Source organism: Streptomyces doebereineriae (assembly GCF_031845645.1).
GTDB lineage: Bacteria > Actinomycetota > Actinomycetes > Streptomycetales > Streptomycetaceae > Streptomyces > Streptomyces canus.
In genome coordinates, this window is record NZ_JAVREZ010000015.1 from 150,361 (window position 1) to 164,128 (window position 13,768).

The window sequence follows — 13,768 nt, forward strand, 5'->3', positions numbered from 1 at the left end:
TGATGCAGGCCATATCGCCCCGAAGCGCCCGCGAACTTCAGAAGGTTGTCAGTCGGTCAGACGCCGTCTGGAACCGTCCATTCCCGCCCTATAACGCGGACGGTGTCCAACGCGCCCCCGGGACCAGGGGCTTCACCCCGATCCCGAAGCGGTGGACGGTTGAGCGGACCTACGGCTGGCTGATGCTCCACCGCCGCCTGGCGCGAGACTACGAGACCCTCCCCGCCCGCTCCGAAGCCATGATCCACCTCGCCATGACCGACCTCATGGCCCGCCGCCTCACTGGCGAGAACACCATCTCCTGGCGCGACCCGACATCACCGGATCAAATCCGCATACCAGGATGAAACAACGGGAGGAAACGACCTCTCAGTGCGCGGCCACGGCGTGGTCACCCGGTCCCGGGCGCAGCGCAGGGTCCCTGGAACGAGGCGGCCACCTCGCACTGGTCTGTGTCCGCCCCTGGCACCCGCGGATCCTCAAAGCCGCCGGCCTCAGCAAACTCTTCGTCCCCCTCGCCACAGCCCGTGTATCCAGTCGCCTGGCAGGACCGGGCCAGGCGAGGGTCGGCCTCACGGCAGGCCTAGGCCTGCGTCCCGGGCCAGGGCTACGGCTTCCGCGCGAGTACGGGCGCGGAGTTTGGCCAGGACATCGCTGACCCGGTTGCGTACCGTCTTTTCGGAGAGGGAGAGGCGGCGGGCGATGGAGGCGTTGTCCAGGCCGCGGGAGAGCAGATCAAGGATCTGCCGCTCCCGGTCCGTGAGATGAGGGAAAGGCAACGTGTCCCGGGCCGCGTGCGGCAAGGCGAAATGGGCGAGTACCCGCTGGGCGATGCGGGGGCCGAAGACGGCCTCGCCGCGTGCGGCGCCCAGCAGGGCCCGGTGCACGTCCGCGCCGTCGGCCTCCTTCAGCAGATAGCCGCAGGCCCCTGCGCGCAGCGCTGCGAAGACCGAGTCGTCATCCTCGTCCATGGTGAGGACGACGACCGCGACCTCGGGATGGACGGTGGTGATCTGGGCGGTCGCCTCGAGACCGCCCACCCCGGGCATGCGCAAGTCCATGAGCACGATGTGCGGCAGCAGCCGTGCGGTGGCGGCAACAGCTTCGGCTCCGTCAGAGGCCTCCCCGATGACGGTGACGCCGGGCAGGTCGCCGAGTACCGTCGCCATCCCGGCCCGGAAGATGGGGTGGTCGTCGACGACGAGGACGGTCACAGGCTGCGGCTGGCTCATCTCGCCCCTCCTGTATGGGCGTCCGCCCCCCAAGGGGCGCTCGCGGTCGGTCAGGCAGTGGCATGTGTCTCCTCTTGGGGGAGCGGCATCCTGGCCTGCACCGAGGTACCGCCGCCCGGGGCCGGGGTGATCGTCAGCCGGCCACCGACTTCCGCCGCGCGTTCGCCCATGCTGCGCAGGCCCACGCCCGCACGGTGGCGGGGCGGGATGCCGCAGCCGTTGTCCTCGACGGTCAGTACGAGAAACCCGGCGGTGACGTGGGCGGTGAGGGTGAGACGACCCGATGCGCTGTGCTTGAGGGCGTTGCCCACCGCTTCGGCCGCGATCGCGTACGCCGCCACCTCGACGGAGGCGGGGAGTTCGGAGCAGGCAGCTGTGACCGAGCAGCGACAGGTGGGAACGTCGTAGCCGGCGAGCAGTTCACGTAGCGCGCCTGCGAGACCGAGTTGGTCGAGCACGGCGGGGCGCAGGCCGTTCACGACGGTGCGCAGATCACCGACTGTCGTGCGCAGCCGGTCCCGTACCACCCTGATGGCGTCCGCGAGCCCGAGGTCAGTGGCCCTGCGGGCCAAGGAGTCCAGCTGGTGGGCGGTACCGGCCAGGGAGGGGCCGACGCCGTCGTGCAGGTCGGCGCGGAGCCGGCGGCGTTCCTCCTCCCGGACGGCGACGATGTGGGCCCGGCTGCGCGCCACGTCCTCGACGAGCCCCGCCGCGTACGCGAGGGTCGCAGCCCGCGCCGCGACCTCCTCGGCCGCGGCCCGCTGCTGCGCGGTCCAGGGCTCGGCCGCACGCCGCCGCCCCAGGTGAAGTTCGCCGACACGGCGGCCGAGCGCCAGGCAGGGCACGGTCCGCCAGCCCGCACCGGGAACGGGTATGCCGGAGGTCGCCGTCACGGCCGGTCCGGTGAATGCCGCGTACGGCAGGCGCAGGGCGCGGCGGAGCTCGTCGACCAGGAGTCGCATGGCCTCGGCCGGTTCCGAGGCGGGGGCGAGGTGGCGACCGACGCGGGCCATCACTGCGTACGGATCGTGGCGGTGTCCGAACAGCAGCCGGTCCACGGCCGATTGGACCGCCCCCCGCCCGGCTGCCGCAACGAGCGCGGCCGCGGCGATCGCGGCCGTGCCGGCGGGTGAACCGGGCGCGAGAGTGCCCGCGCCCGCGACGACGGCCAGATAGACGCCGAGGACCAGTCCGCTCAGCAGGGTGAAGACGATGGCCCGGCCGAGTACCACCTCGACGTCGTAGAGGCGGTGGCGCAGCATCGCCACGGCGATACCCGCCGGCGGGCCGAGCAGCCCGGCCACCATCAGCAGGTCGGTCAGCAGCTGGGGGAGTTGCCCGGTGGTGAAGCCCACGCCGGTGAACGAGAGGGCCATCAAGAGGCCACCGAGCATCAGCCATTGCAGCTGGGAGCGCTCCACGCCGAGTGCCGCACGGGTGCGTAACACGATGAAGAAGCAGGCTGCGGCGGTGCCGGCGGCCATGCATGTACCGGCGGACACGTACATGACAGTGTGCAGCCACTCCGCGCCCCGTACACCCAGCGGGTTGGCCAGGGCGGGCACCGGGTCGGTGCCGCTCGGACGCAGCATCGCGGCGAGGGTGCCGGTCGTGGCGACAGCGATGACGCTCCACGCGAGCGCCCGGCGCGGGCGGGTGCCGAGCCGTCCGTACGGGAAGAGCAGCGGCACCAGAGGGGTCGCGAAGTAGTAGCCCACGAACCCCCAGCAGCCCAGCCAGGCCCCGAACTGCCAGCCGGGCAAGGAGTGTTCGGCGACCAGCTGCGAATAGCCGGCGTAGTAGGTGAGCAGGTGGTACGGGCCGATCAGCGCGGGCGCCATCATCAGCCAGACCAGCCGATTGCGCGGCTGGACGCGGGCCACCGCCGCGCCGAGCAGTGGCCACACCGTGCCCAACACCAGATCGCTCCAGAACAGCTCGCTGAGCTCGACCTGCCGGGACAGCACCGCGTGCGCCGGCACGGTGGCAACGCAGCTCGCGGCGCCGACTCCCGCGACGGCGTACGCGGCACGGCGCAGCGCGCGGTCCCGTCGGCTTCCTCGGTCCCCCCAGCCCATGGGGACATGGTGGCGTACGGATATCCCGGGCGAAAGGGACTGGTGTCCCTGTTGCCCGGGACGCCGCCGCGTGGACAGTGCTGCTCAACCGTTCACATCCAGAGGAGCTGAGAGTCATGACAGCAGTGGATCCGGGAGCAATTGCTGGCGCGGTCCAGTCCGGCGGCGGCAACGGGCGGGCCAAGTGGCCGCTCTACGGGGTCGCGGCAGGCCTGCTCGGTGTCGTTGCCACGCTCGTCGCCGATCCGCGGACGGGCGTCACAGAGACAGAACGCGTCGATGCATCCATCCTGGACGAGGTGTCTCGCGGTACCGCCCACCTGGGCCTGGTGGCGGGGTTCATCACCGTCACCCTCCTGCTCGTACTTGCAGCGGCCTGGCGCCGGCAGGTGGAACCGCGGGTACCGGGCAGTACGGCGGCGCATGTGGTGAGCGGCGCGCTGACGGCCTCGGCGGCCGGCCTGACGTACGGATACGGCTGGAAGGGAGCGCTGGCCATCTATCTGCCGGCGGGCATGAACGGAAAGTCCTTCAGCGACGACGGCTTGTTCGTGTACTTCATGCTCAATGACTTCGGTGGCTACATCGGCTGGTTGGGTGTGGTCGTTGCGGCCGGGGCGATCGCCTGGATGGCTCTGCGCGAACGCACCGTATCGCGCTGGATCGGCGTGCTGAGCCTGCTGCCGGTACTGGCGGTCACGGTCTTCGCGGGGGCGACCGGACTCCCCGGCTTCCAGGGCGTGGTCGGGCCGGTGTGGCTACTGATCGCGTTCACCGGACTCGCGGCCGGACGCAGCACGATCGTCCGCTGACCCTCCGCACGGGAGGGGGTACGCGGGACGGAGACGGCCGGTGCCGCGCGGACGGCACTCCCGAAGACTCAGAGCTCCTGTCCGAGAGTCGTGAAGACGAAACCGGTATGGCAGGCGGGCCATCGTGGACAAAGCGGCCGACGGTGCAGGCCTCTTGGCGAGGCATCGGATGACCGCCTTGAGGATCGCCGTCGGCGGTTCGGCTGGAGCCGTCGTAGCCACGTGGTTGATCGAGGTGCTGGACGGCATCGACGCGCAAGTGACGCCGTACACCGGGGTTCAGGACCACACCAGCGCCTTCGGCACGCCCCTCCACGGCCCACCCGGCCACGATCCCGTCCAACAGCTAAGAGATGCCGACACCGCACCCGCAGGGGTGCTGGGGAACTGAACACCGCACGAAGCGCCACCTGGTGGCACCCAGGCAGACCACAACGGACCAACGGAGGAATCCATGCGTAGGAACCTGCGACTCACCGCAATCAGCGCCCTTTCCGGAGCGCTCCTGATGGGTGCCGTCGCATGCGACGACGACCCTCCCCCTGAGCCGCCGCCCAGCTACGACTGTGCCACCCAGAGCTCGGACCAGTGCAGCTACGACTCCGACACGACGGACACGCCCCTACCAGGACCGTCGGATAGCGGCACCAACCCCTGCGCCTTCCCAGGTGACCCCCTCTGCCTGGACACCCCGCTGATCATTCCCGGGCCAACCTCAACACCTGGTGACCCCAAGCGTTCTGAAGTTCTCACCGACCGCCGATGGTGGCGGGTCCGTCGTAGATGACGGGCGCCTCCTCCCCCGGCGGCCGGCGCCCCTCGCGCTTGACGCGGTCATTGAGGCCCCGCCGACCTCTGTGGCTTAGAGGGCATCTGATCTAGGTAGTTGGTGTTCTGGGATGGTTTTGTGACTGGTGCTGTTGGCGGTCGTTGGATGAGGCGTGAGTGTTCGTCGTCCGTACGGCAGTGACGTGTCCGACGCCCGCTGGGCCTTGATCGAGCCGGTCTTCAAGGACTGGCGGGCGAGACGGACCGGACCCGGAACGGCAGCCCGGGTGCACGATCTGCGAGAGATCGTGAACGCGATCCTTTATGTCAACCGCACCGGCATCCCGTGGGAGTACCTGCCGCACGACTTCCCGCCGTACAAGACCGTCTATGACTACTACGCGAAGTGGGAAGCCGACGGCACCACCCAGCAGGTCCACGACCTTTTACGCGACAAGACCCGCCGATTCCACGGCCGCCGAGCGGAGCCCACCGCGGCGGTGGTGGACGCGCAGAGCGTGAAGACCTCCGCAAATGTCGCCGAGACCAGCCAGGGCATCGACGCCGGCAAGAAGATCAAAGGACGCAAGCGCCACCTGATCACGGACACGCTCGGTCTGGTGCTGGCCGTCCTGGTCACCGCCGCGAACGTGCACGACACCACCGGCGGCAAGCTCCTCCTCGATGACCTGGCTGCGGCACATCCCAGCGCGTCCAAGGTCTGGGCCGACGGCGGTTACCAGAACAGCATCTTCAACCACGGCGCCGGTCTGGGCATCGATGTCGAGGTGGTTCAGCGGCCGCGTTCGAAGGGGTTCGAGCCGCTGCCGAAACGGTGGGTGATCGAGCGAACCTTCGGCTGGCTGATGCAGCACCGCCGCTTGGCGCGGGACTACGAAGCCCTGCCGCAGAGATCCCGGACGATGATCCACTGGGCCATGGCTAACAAAATGTCCCGCGAACTGACCGGAGAATCCACACCAACCTGGCGAATCGAAACAGACATTCCACTCAAATCCGCGTGAACACTGATCAGATGCTCTCTTAGAGGTCCTAACAAAGGCGTTGGACGTGCCTGTGGGTGATCAGGCAGGTGGCGAGGCCGAGGAAAGCTTCGTGGATGTCGTCGCGCCGTTCCCAGCGGATCCGCAGGCGGCGGAAGCCGTGCAGCCAGGCGATCGTGCGCTCGACCACGTAACGGAAGGTGCCCAGGCCGCTGCCGTGTTCCTCGCCGCGTTCGGCGATGACCGGGCGGATCCCGCGTGCTCGGAGCAGGCGGCGGTACTTGTCGTGGTCGTAGCCGCGGTCGGCGAGGAGCGCGTCGGGCCGTCGCCGGGGTCGTCCGACTGCGCCAGCCACGGCCGGAACCTTGTCCAGCAGTGGCAGCAACTGGGTGACGTCGTTGCGGTTCCCGCCGGTCAGCGACACCGCGAGCGGGATGCCCTGGCCGTCGGTGAGGACGTGGTGCTTGCTGCCCGGCCGTGCGCGGTCGACCGGGCTGGGCCCGCTTTTGGGCCGCGCCGAGCTGCCCGCACATGGGAGGAGTCGATCACCGCCCGCGACGACTACGTCAGCAGGAATCTTCGCGGCAAACCCCAACCGGTCGGCCCCCGGCCGCCGTCGGCCCGCGCCGTCACCCGCTGGCTCCTCACCCACCCCGACGCCCTGCCCGAAGGCTGACCGGCTCCAGCTCAAAGCCGTCCTGGCCAACTGCCCCGAAGCGCAGGATCGTGTTGAGGGTCATCCCGAGCTGCCGGGTTCCAGGCGTTGGTGCAGCCTTCCTGCCAGCGCTGATCGAGGTAGGGCTTGTAGGCGTCGAGCCTGGTCGCACGGTTTTGCCACTGCCCGGTGAACATCTCCTCCGGGGTGGTGGCGCGGGAGAACTGACGGCACTTGCCGAGCACGTGCGTTCCTTCATGTCTACGGCGTCGGCCCCGACACCGCTGCCGCGTTGCTGACAGCGGCCGGGGACAACCCGCAACGGATGGGCAGTGAGGCGTCCTTCGCCGCTCTCTGCGGCGCGAGCCCCGTCGAAGCCTCCTCCGGCAAGACCCAGCGCCGCAGACTCAACCGCGGCGGCGACCGCCAGGCCAACTCCGCCCTCTACACAATCGTCCTGGCCCGGATGCGCTGGGATACCCGCACCCGCGCCTACATCGAACGCCGAGTCTGCGAAGGCAAGACACGCCGCGAAGCCATACGCTGCCTCAAACGCTACGTCGCCCGCGAGATCTACCAGGCGATCGTCACGCTCCGACCGAATATGGACAAGCCAAGAGCAGCTGCTTGACATCCATAGGGGCATCAAGCTCTCGGTCGGCTACGAGGCCACCGTGCTGGTCGCGGCCATCAACGAGTGACTGTAAAGCACCACCACACCGCTTGCCTACAGTGTGATCCAGTAGCGGCGCTTGATGCCCTCGTCGGTGGTGCGGACGTCCTCCAGAACGCCGCCATTGCGCTCGATGGTGCGCGCCGATGCGACATTGTCGTCGTCGCATGTGATGAGGACACGGCCCAGACCGAGCGCACGGGCTTCGGGGAGAACAGCCCCGAGAGCCCACGTGGCCAGGCCGCGCTTTCGGGCGGAGGGCCGGATGCTATATCCGATGTGCCCGCCGCTATGGAGCAGAAAAGCGTTCAGCCGGTGCCGCAGATCGATGGCTCCCAGATAGCTGTCGTCCTCGACGATCCACCAGTGGGTGGCGTGGACCCACCCATCTCCCAGGGCAACTGACCTGTCCGACTGCTGCTGCAGTTGCTCTACCCACGCCGAGAAGGCGGCGGGGTCGTCGAGGTCAGCCTCAGGCATGAGGCCCAAGCCAGTACCGGCCTGGTGAGCACCTGGAGACCACTCGTCACGCGCCGCGAGCCATGAGGGCTGAAGTCGACCGGTGGGTGGGATCAGTTCAGGCATGCGGGCGACGATAACACTCGCACACCCCATGTGATCAGGCTCTTTGTGCTGGCTCATGGCCCGAGACCGCATCACACCCGATGACGCATGATCATCCACAATCAAGATCTACTTTCGATACGCGTAATGGCTGCACAACGGGTCGGGCTTCTTGTCGGGCGCGTTGCAGAAGTGCGCCGTGTCCGGATCCACGCAGGGGTTCGAGGGAAGGTACACCGGGATGTGCCCGTCATCGAGGGCACCGTCATCCGCCCGACCGTGGAGAAGCTCCCCAGTGGCGGGGTGAACAAGCCGGTCTGGTTGTGGTGGTCGGGCACCGCCGCCACCGCGAACGACGTGAACCGCTGTTGGCAGTCCTTCCTCGTCTCGAGCACACGTTCCGCCTGTTCAAGCAGACACTCGGGTGGAACAGGCCCAGGCTCCGCAGCCCGGAGGCGGCCGGCCGACAGACATGGCTGGTGATTGTCGGCGACGCTCCCCGGCCGGTGCACCGAAACCGTCCCGTCCCGGCCCCGGTCGACCGCTCGGCTCGAAGAACCACCGCCCAGCCACCCGGCACGAGGTGGGACGTGTCCTCGCACCGGCGAGGCATGCAGCCGTCCCGCACACCACAAGTAGGGGACCAAGCCCCGCCGAACTCAATAGGCGAGCACCAACCGCCCATACGCTGCCACGATGCATGCCATGGACGTCGAGAACCTCAGCGGGCTTCAAGTGGACCGCGCGGATCCATCGGACTGGGCCGCGTTAGCCAAGATCGATTCCGTCACGGCAGCAGGCGATCACACACGACGGGACAGCATCCGGCGGTGGTGCGAACAGGGTGTGGCCCTCATGGCCCGAGATTCATCCGGACCTTTGGGTTACAGCGTGCTGGAGTACACCTTCTTCGAGCAGGGCTTCGTCACCATGCTGATGGTCGCCCCCAGTGCCCGCCGACGAGGTGTGGGCGCACGTCTCCTCACGGCCGTCGAGTCCGTATGCACCACCACGAAGCTGTTCACCTCAACCAACGTCTCCAACCACCCCATGCAGCAACTACTACAACGCGCCGGCTGGCACCCGGTCGGTCTCCTCCACGGCCTCGACGAAGGAGATCCCGAACTCTTCTACCTCTGCCCGAGCACTCGGCTCCGCGACGCCACAGGCACCGGAGGTAAAACAACAAGGTCAGTGCCTGTTTGCGAACTTCCGAACGTCGGATAGCCCCTCGTCCGCACTCTGGAACGCTTGCGACGAATCAGGCCGATTCCTGACACGATGCCCGTTATGCAGCAGCTGCCCATTCCCTGCCCTGGCCATCTGATCCCGGATGCCACCAACAGGTTCGAGGCTGCATACCGGGCGGCCAAGGCGCAGCGTGCGGTGTTCGTGGGTATTGAACGCGAGGGTGAGTGGTGGACGGTGAAGGCGGACGCGCTGACCGCCGGCCCGGGCCACGTCGTCCAGGACGCCGTGAACGCCGCCCTGCGGGCCGCCATCGTCCGCCTGGTTCGCGAGCGGGAGACCAACTCGGATGCCTTTGCGGGCCCGGTGTACTTCATGCTGCACGGCGTGCCAAGCGAGGGGCGGGCCCGCGAGCTCGCCGCCGCCTTCCATGCCGCCCTGTATGGAGATCTGGGGCCGCTGCACCGTGGGGTGCCCGGTGCTGACGTGGACGAGTAGCCGCTGATCAAGACGCTGACGCGGCCGGTTGACGCCTCAGTGACCTGATCCGCGCCCGGAGCGTTGAGCCGGGCAGGACGAGTGCACCGTCGTCCGCAGGGTCCCCGACGGGCGTGACTCCGTCTCGTGTGGAGCAGCAAGTCATGCGCGATGATGCGACACGGCCCAGGATCGCTATGTGAACAGGCGGACGTCGCCGTCGCCTGATCCCGGCCCAGACGTGGCAGCCCCATGCCGCGTCTCCGCGATCTGGAAGGACCCAAATGCCGATCGTCCTCATCTCCCCCGAGTTCACACAGGAGCAGTACGAGGAGACCAACCGCAAGTTGACGGGGGGCAAGAACCGGATGGAGTCTCCAGCTGACTGGCCCGTAGAAGGTTTGCTCGCACACATCGCGGGACAGGGCGAGAGCACCTTCCGCGTCGTCGACGTCTGGGAGTCCGAGGAGGCCCTCAACCGCTTCGCCGAGATCCTCGTTCCGATCCTCCGTGAGGCCGGTGTCGAGGGCGACCCGGAGGTGTATCCGGCACTCACATATGTGTCCGCCTAGGTGCAGCCGCCTCGGGGCAGTGCTCTGCCCGTCCCCGCCGGGCGTGGACGCCCGCCCGACGTGCGCAAGCCCCGATCGACCCGGTTGACAACCACCCATCACGGCCCTGGTCGTGATCCGCCAGCCGGACCGGGAGGCCCGTCATCGACCTGCTTGCTCGCGAACGCGAGGTCGTGGCCGTCGACCTCCCGGGATTCGGCGACAGCCCACCCCTGCCGGACGGCACCACCCTCACCGTCCACGCATTGGCTGGCGAGGTCGCCAGGTGGTTCTCCACAATCGGCCTCCCGCGCCCGCCCGTCGTCAGCAACTCGCTCGGCGGGGCCGTGGCACTCGAACTCGCCCGGACGGGTGCCGTCAGCAACGCTGTCGCCCTGTCCCCCATCGGCCTGTGGACCGGCCCCGAAGCGGCCTATGCCCTCGGCTCGCGCATGATGGCGCAGAGCCTCGGCGGGCGCACGGCACGAGTGACCGGCAACCCGCTGGGCCGCACACTCGCATTCTGGCAACTCGTCGCGCGGCCCCGGCAGATGACAGCACAGGCAGCCGATGGCGCCCTTCGCAACCTGGCCCGCTCACCCGGCTTCGAAGCCACCCGCCGCGCAGCCCGAAGCTACCGGCTCCGTGGCTTTTCCCCCGGTGTCCCCGTCACCGTCGCATGGGGCACCCGCGATCTCCTGACACCGCTGCACCAAGCACGCCGCGCGACTCGACTCCTGCCGGGGAACGTCATCTCCGGTTACACGGCTGCGGGCACTCACCCATGTCCGACGATCCCGGCCGCGTCGCCCACCTCCTGCTGTGCGCAAGCAGCAGCTGAGGCGCACAGCGGCGGCGGCCACCGCCGTGGTGATGGCGTCCGCCCCAGGACTCGTCGTCAACGAAGCGGCCGTGGTCGTTGCGCAGGGCCGTGGTGTCGGAGCGGTTGTCCCACACGTAGTTGCGGCGGTCCATGTAGAGGTCGCTGTCGGTGCTGTGACCGGCATGGTTCGCCGGGCTGATGGGCGAGGCGGTGGCCATGCTATCGAGAGGCGTTTTGAGCAACCGCTGCGTAGGGTCTGCCGGATGACGGTCTCTCATGACGTGGCCGGAGACGGTCCGGTGCTGGTGCTGGTGCTGGTGCACTCCGGGGTCTGTGACCGGCGGATGTGGGATGCCCAGTGGCCAGCCTTGATCGACGCCGGTTACCGGCTGGTGCGCTGTGACCTTCGGGGTTTCGGTGAGACTCCAGCGCCGGACCGGCCTCACAGCGACGCCGAGGATGTGCTGGCCCTCCTGAACACTCTGGGCATCGCGCGGGCGACACTGGTGGGCTCCTCGTACGGCGGGCACGTCGCTTTGGAGATCGCCGCGCAGTGGCCAGACCGGGTGAACGCCCTTGCGTTGCTCTGCGCAGCCCTTCCCGGCCTGTGAACGATCACGTATTTCGGCTCTGTCGGAGATCTTGTGACAGAGCCAGTCTGAACTGGGCATCAACTGGGTATGCGGTTCAGGGGATTTGGGGCGGTTGCTGCCGCATTTAGCCGGTGTGGTGGTGGAGTCGGTGGAGCGGGCCGCCGGGGTGGTCACGTTTCGTACGTCGTGCCGGACGCTGCCGGTGCGGTGTCCGGAGTGCGACATGGCGTCCTGGCGGGTGCACGGCCGGTACACGCGGCGGCTGCGAGATGCGCCGGTCGGGCTGGCGCCGGTGGTGATCGAGTTCGTGGTGCGGCGGTTCAAGTGCCGTAATTCCCGCTGTGCCGCGGTGACGTTCGCCGAGCAGGTGGAGGGCCTGACCCGGCCGCACGCCCGATACACGCTGCTGTTACGCCGGATACTGTCGTCGATCGCGATGGTGTTGGCGGGGCGTCCCGGAGCCCGGCTGGCCGTGCTGCTGGGGATGCCGGTGGCCAAGGACGTGCTCCTGGGCCTGCTCAATACCGTGCCGGATCCGCCGTCCGGCCTGGTCAGAGTACTGGGCGTGGATGACTTCGCCCTCCGCAAGGGCGACTCCTACGCGACCCTCCTGGTGGACCTGGAGGCCCGCCGCCCGCTGGACGTCTTGCCCGGCTGGGACGCCGAACCCCTGGCCTCCTGGCTCGCCAACCACCCCGAGATCGAGGTGATCTGCCGCGACCGGGCCGGCGCCTACGCCGAAGGCGCTCGCACCGGGGCCCCGCAGGCCCTCCAGGTTGCCGACGGCTGGCACCTGTGGCGCAACCTCGCCGAAGCCGTAGAGAAGACCGTCGGCGCCCACCACTCCTGCATCCGCGCCGCGCTCACCCCGACCCCCGACCTCCCGGAGTCGCCCCCGACGCCCCTGGTCACAGCGGAGTCATCGGAGCCGGAGCCTGACGTCGCCCCGCCCGATGGCACGCTCGATGTCCTGGGCCGCCCCCGGCGGTTGGTGGCCCGCACCACCGAACGCTACGAGGCCGTCCAGCAGCGCCTAGCTGAGGGGAAGTCGCTGGCCGCGATCCGGCGGGAACTGCGGCTGGACCACTCCACCGTCCGACGTTTCGCCCGCGCCGAGAGCCTGGAGGAACTGCTGGTCAAGGCCACCAACCGGGCCTCGAACCTCGGATCTCCAGCAGAGCCCGTAATTCCCCAGGCTGCCATCCCGTCGTTCCGGAGGGGTCTCCGGGGCCAGCGTGCCTGAAGGCGGCCCGAACTACCGCCCTGAGCGGAGGCCACACGAATTCACCTGACAGTTGCGAGCCAGCTCCGCGATCATTGGCCGATGACCATGAGACCGGACCTTCTCAGTCTGAGCATCGTGTGCCCTGCACCCGACGAGGGCGGCGTGGAGGTCCGCCCGATCGTCAATGGCCGGGATCTTCTGGCCGAGGTGGTCCCCGGTGGCGTGGGAGGCTCCCGGTACCTGGGAGTAGGCCCCAGGGATCTACTGGGCCAGGACGGGCCGTTGCATGCCACGGCGACGCCCCACGAGGTTCGTCTCGCTTGGTCCGGGTGCGGCGTGGAGGAGTGCTGTGGCGCGCTGTACATCACGGTCACGCGTAACGGGGATCATGTTGTCTGGGCGGGTTGGCGCGACCTGGCCAATCAGGACTTCGACCTGCCAGAGCTTCGGTTCACCGCAGGTCAGTACGGGGCCGAGGTCCTGCGAGCGGGAGAGGACCGCAGTTGGGAGTGGCCGGCAGGAGCGGTTGCGCGGCTACTTGAGGCGGGGCTGAGGGGACGCGGGGACTGGCTCGTCAGGTGGGACTGCGAGTTGGAAGGCGTCTGGGCCTCCCGCAAGGAACCCGATCGAATCCACGTCGTCCTGAGGCATCCCCGTAACCGGGCCGATGCAGATCTGCCCTGGCTCCAGTTCGGGATGACCCTCCCGACCTCCGCGGACACCCCATCGGTCCAAGCCGAGCGCCTTGAAGCGCGGCTGACCGCAGGCGATCCCCGTGCCACCGCCGAGGTCTGGGGAGGTTCGCATGATGCCGAGCAACTGGGCTACCCATGGCCGCCGGTCGACCCGCTATTCATGTGAACGGCAGGGAGAGGCGGGGTTCAGCCTTTCCCTGCCGTTGGGTATCCACTCGCAACCGCCATCCCCATGGAGAAGCGTGACCGTGCGGGGAATTACGGGCTCTGTCACAAGATCTCCGACAGAGCCGAATAACGAGGAGTTCCACACTCCTATCGATGGCGAGCACGGGTATTGGTCCCTACCGCCGACATCAGCCCTGCGTCTGGACTGTTTTCGCGGCCGCTCGTCTCGACCGTGGTGGTGGAGGCGGGGTGGCAGATGGGC

Annotated in this window: 12 protein-coding genes and 7 pseudogenes; 13 read left to right on the forward strand and 6 right to left on the reverse strand. The window is 68.5% G+C overall.

Annotation, left to right across the window (positions count from 1 at the left end; all coding sequences use genetic code 11):
• Nucleotides 1–104 precede the first annotated feature (104 nt).
• Nucleotides 105–347, forward strand: a pseudogene (locus RNB18_RS35220) (transposase); the annotation flags it as partial.
• A gap of 225 nt (nt 348–572) precedes the next feature.
• Here the strand turns inward: RNB18_RS35220 and RNB18_RS35225 are convergent.
• Nucleotides 573–1,232, reverse strand: coding sequence for a response regulator transcription factor (locus RNB18_RS35225; protein WP_311718142.1), 660 nt, complete (start codon nt 1,230–1,232; stop codon nt 573–575).
• A 50-nt stretch (nt 1,233–1,282) separates the two neighbouring features.
• Nucleotides 1,283–3,310, reverse strand: coding sequence for a sensor histidine kinase (locus RNB18_RS35230; protein WP_311718143.1), 2,028 nt, complete (start codon nt 3,308–3,310; stop codon nt 1,283–1,285).
• Between the two features lie 116 nt (nt 3,311–3,426).
• Here RNB18_RS35230 and RNB18_RS35235 point away from each other — a divergent pair, with 116 nt between their 5' ends.
• From RNB18_RS35235 to RNB18_RS35245, 3 genes are all read left to right on the forward strand, one after another.
• Nucleotides 3,427–4,122 (forward strand): hypothetical protein, encoded by a 696-nt coding sequence (locus RNB18_RS35235; RefSeq protein ID WP_311718144.1) that lies wholly within the window; start codon nt 3,427–3,429, stop codon nt 4,120–4,122.
• Between the two features lie 169 nt (nt 4,123–4,291).
• Nucleotides 4,292–4,513 carry a hypothetical protein gene (locus RNB18_RS35240; RefSeq protein WP_311718145.1) on the forward strand — a complete coding sequence of 74 codons (222 nt, stop codon included), beginning with the start codon at nt 4,292–4,294 and terminating at the stop codon, nt 4,511–4,513.
• Nucleotides 4,514–5,063: 550 nt separating this feature from the next.
• Nucleotides 5,064–5,915: an IS5 family transposase gene (locus tag RNB18_RS35245; RefSeq protein ID WP_311718146.1), complete on the forward strand. Its 852-nt coding sequence runs from the start codon at nt 5,064–5,066 to the stop codon at nt 5,913–5,915.
• Nucleotides 5,916–5,943: 28 nt separating this feature from the next.
• Here RNB18_RS35245 and RNB18_RS35250 read toward each other — a convergent pair.
• Together RNB18_RS35250 and RNB18_RS35255 are read right to left on the reverse strand one after the other, a co-directional pair.
• Nucleotides 5,944–6,452, reverse strand: a pseudogene (locus tag RNB18_RS35250) (IS5 family transposase); the annotation flags it as partial.
• A gap of 129 nt (nt 6,453–6,581) precedes the next feature.
• On the reverse strand, nt 6,582–6,794 hold the full coding sequence (locus RNB18_RS35255; protein WP_311718147.1) for a hypothetical protein: 213 nt from the start codon (nt 6,792–6,794) through the stop codon (nt 6,582–6,584).
• Between RNB18_RS35255 and RNB18_RS35260 the strand changes: the two are divergent.
• Nucleotides 6,791–7,180 (forward strand): annotated as a pseudogene (locus tag RNB18_RS35260) (transposase); the annotation flags it as partial. The gene RNB18_RS35255 and the pseudogene RNB18_RS35260 sit on opposite strands and share 4 nt — an antisense overlap.
• Nucleotides 7,181–7,276: 96 nt before the next feature.
• Here the strand turns inward: RNB18_RS35260 and RNB18_RS35265 are convergent.
• On the reverse strand, nt 7,277–7,807 hold the full coding sequence (locus tag RNB18_RS35265; RefSeq protein WP_311718148.1) for a GNAT family N-acetyltransferase: 531 nt from the start codon (nt 7,805–7,807) through the stop codon (nt 7,277–7,279).
• Nucleotides 7,808–8,029: 222 nt separating this feature from the next.
• Between RNB18_RS35265 and RNB18_RS35270 the strand changes: the two are divergent.
• From RNB18_RS35270 to RNB18_RS35290, 5 genes and pseudogenes are all read left to right on the forward strand, one after another.
• Nucleotides 8,030–8,425, forward strand: a pseudogene (locus RNB18_RS35270) (NF041680 family putative transposase); the annotation flags it as partial.
• Between the two features lie 66 nt (nt 8,426–8,491).
• Entirely contained in the window at nt 8,492–9,013 is a 522-nt protein-coding gene (locus tag RNB18_RS35275; protein ID WP_311718149.1) for a GNAT family N-acetyltransferase, read from the forward strand.
• A 63-nt stretch (nt 9,014–9,076) separates the two neighbouring features.
• Entirely contained in the window at nt 9,077–9,472 is a 396-nt protein-coding gene (locus RNB18_RS35280; protein WP_311718150.1) for a hypothetical protein, read from the forward strand.
• Nucleotides 9,473–9,735: 263 nt separating this feature from the next.
• Complete coding sequence (locus RNB18_RS35285; RefSeq protein ID WP_311718151.1) at nt 9,736–10,023, forward strand: hypothetical protein; 288 nt, start codon at nt 9,736–9,738, stop codon at nt 10,021–10,023.
• Between the two features lie 173 nt (nt 10,024–10,196).
• Nucleotides 10,197–10,688: pseudogene (locus RNB18_RS35290) on the forward strand (alpha/beta fold hydrolase); the annotation flags it as partial.
• A 64-nt stretch (nt 10,689–10,752) separates the two neighbouring features.
• Here RNB18_RS35290 and RNB18_RS35295 read toward each other — a convergent pair.
• A pseudogene (locus tag RNB18_RS35295) lies at nt 10,753–11,004 on the reverse strand (hypothetical protein); the annotation flags it as partial.
• 84 nt (nt 11,005–11,088) lie between these two features.
• On the opposite strand from RNB18_RS35295, the pseudogene RNB18_RS35300 reads away from it, so the two are divergent.
• From RNB18_RS35300 to RNB18_RS35310, 3 genes and pseudogenes are all read left to right on the forward strand, one after another.
• Nucleotides 11,089–11,430, forward strand: a pseudogene (locus RNB18_RS35300) (alpha/beta fold hydrolase); the annotation flags it as partial.
• 100 nt (nt 11,431–11,530) lie between these two features.
• Complete coding sequence (locus RNB18_RS35305) at nt 11,531–12,661, forward strand: ISL3 family transposase (RefSeq protein WP_311718152.1); 1,131 nt, start codon at nt 11,531–11,533, stop codon at nt 12,659–12,661.
• Between the two features lie 81 nt (nt 12,662–12,742).
• Entirely contained in the window at nt 12,743–13,504 is a 762-nt protein-coding gene (locus RNB18_RS35310) for a hypothetical protein (protein WP_311718153.1), read from the forward strand.
• Nucleotides 13,505–13,768: the final 264 nt, after the last annotated feature.